Annotated in this window: 7 protein-coding genes and 1 other RNA gene; 1 reads left to right on the top strand and 7 read right to left on the bottom strand. The window is 50.3% G+C overall.

Annotated features, from left to right (window positions below):
* Positions 1 to 177: 177 nt before the first annotated feature.
* The 5 genes from recR to ffs form a co-directional block, all read right to left on the bottom strand.
* A complete protein-coding gene (gene recR, locus QVO97_RS03690; protein WP_022359051.1) occupies positions 178 to 777 on the bottom strand; it encodes a recombination mediator RecR in 600 nt (199 codons plus the stop codon).
* 3 nt (positions 778 to 780) lie between these two features.
* The gene (locus QVO97_RS03685) at positions 781 to 1,134 is read right to left on the bottom strand and encodes a YbaB/EbfC family nucleoid-associated protein (RefSeq protein WP_022359050.1); all 354 of its coding nucleotides are present in this window, start codon (positions 1,132 to 1,134) and stop codon (positions 781 to 783) included.
* Positions 1,135 to 1,291: 157 nt separating this feature from the next.
* Complete coding sequence (dnaX, locus tag QVO97_RS03680; RefSeq protein WP_022359049.1) at positions 1,292 to 2,911, bottom strand: DNA polymerase III subunit gamma/tau; 1,620 nt, start codon at positions 2,909 to 2,911, stop codon at positions 1,292 to 1,294.
* Between the two features lie 17 nt (positions 2,912 to 2,928).
* A complete protein-coding gene (locus QVO97_RS03675) occupies positions 2,929 to 4,008 on the bottom strand; it encodes a 6-phosphofructokinase (RefSeq protein ID WP_117796688.1) in 1,080 nt (359 codons plus the stop codon).
* 336 nt (positions 4,009 to 4,344) lie between these two features.
* Positions 4,345 to 4,607, bottom strand: an RNA gene (gene ffs / locus QVO97_RS03670) — signal recognition particle sRNA large type.
* 273 nt (positions 4,608 to 4,880) lie between these two features.
* On the opposite strand from ffs, the gene QVO97_RS03665 reads away from it, so the two are divergent.
* Positions 4,881 to 5,906 carry a branched-chain amino acid aminotransferase gene (locus QVO97_RS03665; RefSeq protein ID WP_022359047.1) on the top strand — a complete coding sequence of 342 codons (1,026 nt, stop codon included), beginning with the start codon at positions 4,881 to 4,883 and terminating at the stop codon, positions 5,904 to 5,906.
* 55 nt (positions 5,907 to 5,961) lie between these two features.
* On the opposite strand, the gene tadA is transcribed toward QVO97_RS03665, so the two are convergent.
* Both tadA and QVO97_RS03655 read right to left on the bottom strand, forming a co-directional pair.
* The gene (gene tadA / locus QVO97_RS03660; protein ID WP_022359046.1) at positions 5,962 to 6,462 is read right to left on the bottom strand and encodes a tRNA adenosine(34) deaminase TadA; all 501 of its coding nucleotides are present in this window, start codon (positions 6,460 to 6,462) and stop codon (positions 5,962 to 5,964) included.
* Between the two features lie 172 nt (positions 6,463 to 6,634).
* Positions 6,635 to 7,996, bottom strand: coding sequence for a DUF6128 domain-containing protein (locus QVO97_RS03655; protein ID WP_022359045.1), 1,362 nt, complete (start codon positions 7,994 to 7,996; stop codon positions 6,635 to 6,637).
* Between the last annotated feature and the right edge of the window lie 134 nt (positions 7,997 to 8,130).

Here is an 8,130-nt window from a genome sequence, read left to right as displayed (position 1 = left end):
GGCGATCTTCATCGCCGTCTCGAAATCTCCCTTGTTAACCAGTTTCTTAATCTGCTCTACCTTGATGTTAAACTCGTATTTATCCATCTTATGCATCTCCTAACTTCCTGCCGCGGCAGAAGTTTTATTGTTACTGTTCACACATACGTGCCCAGTAACGTTTTATTTGCTCACCGGCTACAGCTCTGTACGCCCATCCAGCGCGCGCAGAAGCGTTACCTCATCAATATATTCCAAGTCGCCCCCGACCGGAACGCCGCTGGCGATTCGCGTCACCCGGATCCCTGTCGGCTTAATCAGCTTGCTCAAATACATCGCGGTCGTCTCGCCCTCCAGGCTTGAGTTGGTTGCGATAATGACCTCACGAACCTCCTCTTTCTGCAGGCGAGTCATCAGCTCCTTGAGCCGGATGTCGCCCGGCCCGATCCCCAGCATCGGGGAGATCGCCCCATGCAGCACATGATAGACCCCGTTGTATTTTCCTGTCTTTTCATATGCCGCCAGATCGCGCGTATTTTCCACCACCATGATCGTCTCATGATCTCGCCGGTCGCTGCTGCAGATCGGGCACAGTTCCTTATCAGTCAATGTGCAGCACTCCTTGCAGTAACGCACATTCTGCTTGGCTTCCAGAATCGCGCCGGACAAGTGCCTGACCTGTTCTTCCGGCATATTGATGATATGAAATGCAAGACGCTGCGCCGATTTACTTCCGATTCCGGGAAGTTTTGACAATTCTTCGATTAGCTTGCTAATCTGGCTACTGTAATAATCCATCGCTTAAAACGGGAATCCGCCTCCCAGACCGCCAAGGCCACCGGTCAACTGGGACATCATCTGGCTGCTGTCCTCTTCCGCCTGACGAAATGCCTCGTTGGTCGCCGCCACGATCAGATCCTCTAACATCTCGATATCATCCGGATCCACTACTTCCTCAGACAGTTTCACGGAAAGAACCTCTTTTTTACCAGATACGGTTACGGTTACAGCGCCGCCGCCTGCGGATGCGCTGTACTGCTTCTCCTCCAGCTCTTTCTGCTTCTCTTCCATCTGGCGCTGCATTCTCTGCGCCTGCTTCATTAAATTGTTCATATTGCCCGGCATACCGCCTGGGAAACCGCCACGTTTTGCCATGGTGTCATTCCTCTCTTTCACTTCTTTTTATTTATATTCAGACTGGCTGCCGATTGCAGCCGGTTCTATATATCATATAAACCCACTAATATCATTTATCTGTATTTAATCACAGCTTCTTGCATTACAAAACAAGGCTCATCTTTGGTAAGCTCCACTACACGGAATCATCCTCTTCGACAATCACATCGGTATGGATTGCGTTCTTTAAATCCTCATCACTGACATAAACCGTTCTTTGAGGCACAGCAGATGATTCTAAACGGACTTTAAATTGCAGAGTCTTTTTGTATTTTTCTTGCACTACTTCCTGCAAATTCTTAAGCTCAGGCTCCCGATTGATAATTCCAAACGTATTTTCATCTGTACACACAATGCAAAGGCAGCCTTCGCCCGCCGGTTCTACACTTGTCTTGGGAAGACTGAGCCTAATCGAACCCACAAGCTGGCTCAGGGACGCAATCCGTCCCCATTCTTTCCGCATCAGCATCAGATCTTCGTACTGTGCCGGCGGAAGGGATACCGTCTTCGGCTCAGGCGGCGTTTCCACCACAGCCGTTTTGGAGGATGCCGCCTGCCCCGCTGCCGGTGCAAGGGACGCCAGTTTCTGTAGATTGTCCGGCATTTCCTGCATTTTCTGCTCTAATAGCGTAATCCGCTGTAAAATGGAATCAAGATTCTGTTCCATCGACGGCGTCGTCAGCTTGATAAAGGCAATCTCCACCAGAATCCGCTTCTGCGACGCGTAGCGCAGCTGCCCGGAAAGCTCCGAGAAAATACGGATGTAACGCATCAGCGTTTCCGTATCAACGCCTGCCGCCTCTTCCTTTAAAACTGCCAGATTTTCCTCCGACATATCGAGCATATCGCCCGGTTCGTCGGTCGTCTTGGCAATCAGGAGATTTCGCATATACCAGACGAAATCGTTGACGAGCTGCGAAAGATCGCGCCCCTGGATGATCATTTCCTCAATCTCACGGATGCACGCCTTCGTATCACTTGCAAGCACCGCCTGAAACAGCTTGCTGAACACGCGGTTATCGACCGCGCCCAACACCTCGAGCACATTGTCATACGTCAGCTTTTCCCCGAAATGGAACGCCACGCACTGATCGAGAAGACTTAACGCATCTCGCATCGAGCCATCCGCCGCACGTGCCACATACCTAAGTGCCCGATCGTCTACATCGATCTGCTCCGCCTGCGTCAGCTCCGCCAGCCGTCCCGCGATGGTATCGATCGAGATCCGCTTGAAATCATATCTCTGGCACCGGGACAGGATCGTGATCGGGATCTTGTGGACCTCCGTCGTCGCCAAGATAAATATAACGTAGGACGGCGGTTCTTCCAGCGTCTTTAAGAGCGCATTGAACGCGCCAATCGAAAGCATATGAACCTCGTCAATGATGTAGACGCGGTAGCGCCCATCCGTCGGCGGGTACTGCACCTGCTCCCGGATATCACGGATATTTTCCACGCCATTGTTGGATGCCGCATCGATCTCCACCACATTGAGGGAAGCTCCTTCCGCAATCTGGCGGCACATACTGCACTCGCCGCAGGGGCTGCCGTCCACCGGATGTTCACAGTTGACTGCCCGTGCAAAGATCTTGGCAATACTCGTCTTACCGGTTCCGCGCGTCCCGCAGAAGAGGTACGCGTGCCCGATCCGCCCGGAGTTGATCTGATTTTTCAGGGTCTTTACGATATGGTCCTGACCCCGGACCTCTTCAAAGGACGTCGGACGCCATTTTCTGTACAGTGCTGTATATGACATAAACTACTACTTCCTTACTATTCGTCGCCGAAGCTGATGCCTACATCCTTAGCTTCCCGGATAATATCGCTCTTCGGATCGACCATCTTTAATTTACCGGCAATGTCCGCGAGCGGAATTTTTTCAATCTTATTGTTGTTTAAAGCAACCATATAGCCGTATTCTTTGCGGCGGATCATCTCTGCTGCCTCCGCGCCGAGGCGCGTCGCAATCACGCGGTCATACGGGCATGGCTCGCCTCCGCGCTGCATATGCCCCGGAACCGTCACACGGATCTCCTGCCCCGTCCGCTCGGAAATCTGGGCGCCCAGCTCGTAAGCGACCGACGGATAAACCGGTCCATTTTTCTTCTTTTCTTTTAATTCTTTCTTGGTCAGGGCTGCATTTTCCTTGGAAATCGCGCCCTCTGCGACCGCCAGAATCGTGAAATTCTTGCCATTTTTAGTACGGCTGCGGATCGCATTTACCACCACATCAATATCATACGGGATCTCCGGCAGGAGAATGATGTCAGCTCCGCCCGCGATGCCTGCATAGAGCGCCAGCCATCCCACCTTGTGGCCCATGATCTCCACGATGAAGACTCTGCCATGAGACGCCGCCGTCGTATGAATACAGTCGATGGCATTGGTCGCTACATCAACCGCACTATGGAATCCAAACGTAAGATCGCTGCCCCAGAGATCGTTGTCTATGGTCTTCGGAAGAGAAACGATATTGAGTCCTTCCTCCCGCAGCAGATTTGCCGTCTTCTGGCTGCCGTTGCCGCCTAAAATGACGAGGCATTCCAGTTTCAGCTTGTAATAGGTGTGTTTCATCGCTTCCACTTTATCCAGACCGTTCTCGTCCGGCGTCCGCATCAGCTTGAAAGGCTGTCTGGAAGTTCCCAGAATCGTACCTCCGCGTGTCAGAATCCCGGAAAAATCCGACTGTTTCATAATCCGGTAGTCTGCATACATAAGACCTTTATAGCCGTCTTCAAATCCAACTATCTCTATGTCATCGAACATCTTGTACAGCGATTTTGCCACGCCTCGCATCGTCGCATTTAAGCTCTGGCAGTCGCCGCCGCTGGTTAACATACCGATTCTTCTCATGAGCGCTTTCCCTTTCTTCATAACCGTCCAGTACCTTCACAGTTACCCTTATTCTAAGTTTCCAACAACCCCCATATCAGGATAAACTACACCCATTTTGTAATTATAATACAATCATATCCCGCGGGCAAGAAAAAATTCCTTACAAATATCATAGACATAAAAATACCGGGATACGCGCTTTTAATCTGCTCCGGCACGGTATTCCTACCCCTTGGCAAATCAAATTCCACATATCCCGGCTATATTCACACACCTGCAAAAATGCTTGTTTCTGTATCTATTATTTTCTATTTTTTATTTCATAGGAAGCAATTTCCTATGAAATAAAAAAATCCGCACGCCCGGCTTCGAACGTATGCCATGGACGTTACCCTGACAGTTAACTCGGTCCAGGCTGCCTTGCGGCACACAGAAGCTTCTGCTTAGTGCTGCTGCATTCCTGCCCTGACACGGTTCACAGATTTCTGTTGCGCAAGACCCAGACTTCAACGCCACTTTTCAGGGGCAGCCCCACAGTAAAAACGCCCTCGGTCGGACAACACCCCTGCTATAGCGGATTGCAGGTACAGGGCACCGCTAACTCCCCGGCTGTGCGGAAACTTTATGACTTGATCTTATATGACGGAATGACCTGCAGACCGTCAGCCTGTTTAGTATACATGGCAGCCGCCGTTTTGTCAAGCCGGAGCTTGACTAACAAGCATTGTATAAAAATACACAAGAATACATTATTATTGTTTTTTTATCATTTTTTATCCCAGAATCTTGCAACAGAAGAAAGAAATTATTATAATAGGTATAAATCTAGCGACTGCAAAAAGTCAAACAGTTACTAAATCATAAAATTCTGTAAGATTGGAGCAACGATTATGGAAAAGAAAAATATCGACTGGAGCAACATCGGTTTCGGCTATATGCCAACGGATTACCGCTATGTTTCCATGTACCAGAATGGTTCCTGGGACGAAGGCGCCCTTACCTCCGACCCGAATATTACCCTGAATGAATGTGCCTGTGTTCTGCAGTATGCACAGACTTGCTTCGAGGGTCTGAAAGCGTATACGACCGAGGACGGCCATATCGTTACGTTCCGTCCTGACTTAAACGGCGAGCGTATGGAGAATTCCGCAAAAGGTCTTGAAATGCCGCCATTCCCGAAGGAGCGCTTCGTAGACGCCATCACAAAAGTAGTAGAAGCCAACGCAGCATTCGTACCGCCGTATGGTTCCGGTGCAACCCTGTACATCCGCCCGTATATGTTCGGTTATGATTCCATTATCGGCGTTAAACCGGCAAACATCTATCAGTTCCGCGTATTCTGTACACCGGTTGGCCCGTACTTCAAGGGCGGCGCTAAACCGATCACCATCCGCGTCAGCGATTTCGACCGTGCAGCACCTCACGGAACCGGTCACATCAAAGCCGGATTAAACTATGCGATGAGCCTGCATGCGATCGTCGATGCTCATAAAAACGGTTTCGATGAGAACATCTACCTGGATCCGCAGACACGTACCAAGATCGAGGAGACCGGCGGCGCAAACGTTATCTTTATCACCAAAGACGGCAAGCTGGTAACTCCGAAGTCCAACAGCATCCTTCCGTCTATCACACGCCGTTCTATCCTGCAGGTTGCAAGAGATTACCTTGGCATGGAGACCGAAGAGCGTGAAGTATACTTAGACGAAGTAAAAGATTTCGCAGAGTGCGGCCTGTGCGGTACCGCAGCTGTTATCTCCCCGGTTGGCAAGATCGTTGACCACGGCAAGGAAATCTGCTTCCCGGCAGGTATGGAGAAGATGGGTTCGGTTACCCAGAAACTCTACGAGACACTGACCGGCATCCAGATGGGTCACATCAAAGCTCCGGAGGGCTGGATCCACGTAATCAAATAAGGACTGTATTTTTCGGTTTGAATGGGAAATATGGAATGCAAAAAGCTGGTGGAAATCATTCACCAGCTTTTTCTTCTTTCTTCTTTTTTCTCTTTTCACGCAATTCTTTGAAAAATTCTTTCAACATCATCGAACATTCCTCGCCCAAAAGTCCTTCTTCTGTCTCCACCTGATGATTGAATCCTTTTTCATCCAGAAGATTCAGTACCGAACCGGCGCAGCCGGCTTTCGGGTTCATGGAACCGATGTAAACTTTTGGAATCCGCGCCTGCACGATCGCCCCCGCGCACATCGGGCACGGTTCCAGCGTCACGTACAGCTCACATTCTTCCAGGCGCCAGTCGCCCATGCGCTTGCACGCTTTTTTGACTGCCGCGATCTCCGCATGTGCCAGCGCGCTATGATCGACCATCCGGCGGTTGTAACCCCTGCCGATGATTTTGTCCTCATACACGATCACGCAGCCGATCGGCACTTCTCCGAGCGCCCAGGCTTTCTTCGCCTCGCGGATCGCCGCTTTCATATATTTCTCTTCCCGTGTCAATTTTGCTGCCACTGTTTTTTCCTCCGTTCAAATTCATCCGCTTCCAACAACAGACATCCTTATCCCAGTTTCCCGACAAGTTTGATCCGCTACCAACCAAACACCTGAAAGCATTTGACCCGTGTCCATCCTACCCAGAAAAGCTATCCTTTGTCAAGAGTTCTCTAAAAGGATCGACCGGCTTTTATGTAAAATTCAAATCCGTATACCAATACCCGAACCGGCTATCGCGCGGCGGCTGTCGGGTGGAACGGACAAAGCGGTCAAAGCCGAACATCGCCGCCATATATTTTTCATTGTTTCCATAATGTCCCGGCACGCCCAGAATGTAGCGCCCCCGTTCGCCAGATTTCCCCAGCCTCGCCAGAATCAGATATCGGTAGTTGTAGTAACCGTGCAGAAGAAAGCTGTTATTTCCATACACCCAGTTTTCCCGCGGCAGAAGCCCGATATCCTGCGGTTTGATTACCAGAATCTCGCAGCCGTCGGCGCATTCGAAGGCGGTTACTTTGGGATAGGCAGCACGCAGACGATTCCAGAGGGACTCAGCGGGATCTTCTTTCGGAAATTCCTTGGATGAATCTGGTTGTGGTTGTTTTTGATTTTGAGAGCCTGGCTGAAATGCTTCTTGATGGTCTGGTGGAGAATCTGGAAGCGCCTCTTTCCGGACTTCCCGGGTGGATTCTTGAGAATCTTTCCGTCGCGCCTCTGTCTGCGCTTCCTGATTGGATTCCTGAGAACTTTCCTGCGGTGTCTCCGTTTGCGCTTCCTGATTGGATTCCTGAAAACTTTCTTGCGGTGTTTCTGTTTGCGCTTCCTGAACAATTTCTACCTCTTGATGATCGGATGTTTCTGAGATATCTGGAACCGCTTCCATGGTTTCCGTGTCCTCGAAAATCTCCAGGTTTGAATCCTCCAGCTTTTCTGACTGGGGCTGGCTGATTCCGAAGTCCGTTTCGTTTATATTCACAGCTTCTTTCTTCTCTGTCTCCGTGGATGTGTCCTGACTCTCCATTTCTCCCGACCGGGTAAGTTCTGACGCCTCATCCAATTTTTCTTTCCCTACAGACGCACTGTTCACTTCCCCAGATACATTCTCTGCCAGTTTCCGCGTTGCCTCTTCCTTCTCTGCTTCCTGCTCCCGCACTTTCTCAGCAGTCACATCCGCCAGTTCAACCTCTGCCGCATGCGCGACGGCATCTTCCCAAATCGTCGTATAGGCACGCCATGCGCTGTCCGTCTCATGAAGAGTCAGACCACAGCACTCTTCCATATTGCAGCCGCTTCCTTCAATATTTTCACAATTGACGACGGCACGGAACTCCCCATTTCCGCCACGGACAAACAGGGTGCCGATACGGATCTCCTCCTGCCCTGCCAGAAGGTATACTCCGATCGGGCTGCCGCCCGCAAAGACACGGCGGACGCTGACCTGAATCCGGCAGGAAGTTCCCCGCGTCTCCAATTTCGCAAATCCCGTATTTTTCCCTTTGATTCCGCCCTCGTATGCATAAATATATGATATTAACCGATGATATGCAGACATGTTTTCACTCCTTTGCTTTGTATTATATGCAAAAGAAGCGCCGGTTTATGACAGGATTTCTATATCCTGATATAAACCAACGCTGCAAATACGTCCGTATAACGCAAAATCGGGAACAGTTAAAAACTGTTCCC

This window comes from Clostridium sp. CAG:43 (genome assembly GCF_000434655.1).
GTDB classification, from domain to species: domain Bacteria; phylum Bacillota; class Clostridia; order Lachnospirales; family Lachnospiraceae; genus Otoolea; species Otoolea fessa.
The sequence above is the reverse complement of the archived record's forward strand: the minus strand, read 5'-3'. Positions and strand labels throughout refer to the sequence as shown.

Bases quoted from the DNA above. Each gene is read 5' to 3' on its own strand.
- QVO97_RS03685 (WP_022359050.1), bottom strand. From the start codon at position 1,134: ATGGCAAAACGTGGCGGTTTCCCAGGCGGTATGCCGGGCAATATGAAC.
- dnaX (WP_022359049.1), bottom strand. From the start codon at position 2,911: ATGTCATATACAGCACTGTACAGAAAATGGCGTCCGACGTCCTTTGAA.
- QVO97_RS03655 (WP_022359045.1), bottom strand. From the start codon at position 7,996: ATGTCTGCATATCATCGGTTAATATCATATATTTATGCATACGAGGGC.
- recR (WP_022359051.1), bottom strand. From the start codon at position 777: ATGGATTATTACAGTAGCCAGATTAGCAAGCTAATCGAAGAATTGTCA.
- QVO97_RS03675 (WP_117796688.1), bottom strand. From the start codon at position 4,008: ATGAGAAGAATCGGTATGTTAACCAGCGGCGGCGACTGCCAGAGCTTA.
- QVO97_RS03665 (WP_022359047.1), top strand. From the start codon at position 4,881: ATGGAAAAGAAAAATATCGACTGGAGCAACATCGGTTTCGGCTATATG.